1 rRNA gene is annotated in these 712 nt (G+C 37.2%); it reads right to left on the minus strand.

Features of this window, described 5'->3' with window-relative positions:
* Positions 1-606 precede the first annotated feature (606 nt).
* Positions 607-712 (minus strand): 5S ribosomal RNA (rrf, locus tag JMX75_RS12840); the annotation flags it as partial.

The following is a 712-nucleotide window of genomic DNA, read 5'->3' on the forward strand; positions in this document are numbered from 1 at the left end:
TCTCTACTGTCGTCCAGTAAGAGTGTTCTAACTAAATCCGCTAAACCAATCTGGCTTATCCTATTTAGCGAGCTGACCATCATATCATGTTTTAATAGTCTGTCAACTTCTTTTCTTAATTTGTTTCAACTCGGTAATCTAAGTGATAAGTTGGTTAACATATTGCCTAGCTTCCTTTGCTGTGGGGCGTATTATATAGATTCTGACTGGGGTGTCAACTGCTTTATCAAAGGTTTTTAAACTAATTTAAGTAGGGTTTAAATAGTCCATAGTTTTCAATGGGTTAGATGAAATATTCATTTTCATGAATTTAGCTTTAAACACTAAGGATTTCTATAGATCCTCTGTTGAGCTGAAGTTGGACCGCTTCAAGGCTTTTACGAGCTTAGGTATTACTTTGAAAGTGATGTTACGAAGCTTATTTAATCAATTAAATAAGTAATGAGATTTAAAAAAATAGCCTAAAACTCGTCTTTAATCCATAGATTCTAGTTTTTAACCTTTCAAACCAATTGTAAAACTAATGTATTTTCACCCACCCCAACCAAACTCCAGCCAAAAGAAAACCCCCTTTGCATAAGCAAAGGGGGTTATCTAGGAATAGAGAGCTGACGATGACCTACTCTCACATGGGCGAACCACACTACCATTGGCGCGACGATGTTTCACTTCTGAGTTCGGGAAGGGATCAGGTGGTTCCATCGTGCTATTG

Source organism: Psychrobacter sp. LFX-11D (assembly GCF_904846475.1).
Classification (GTDB): domain Bacteria; phylum Pseudomonadota; class Gammaproteobacteria; order Pseudomonadales; family Moraxellaceae; genus Psychrobacter; species Psychrobacter cryohalolentis.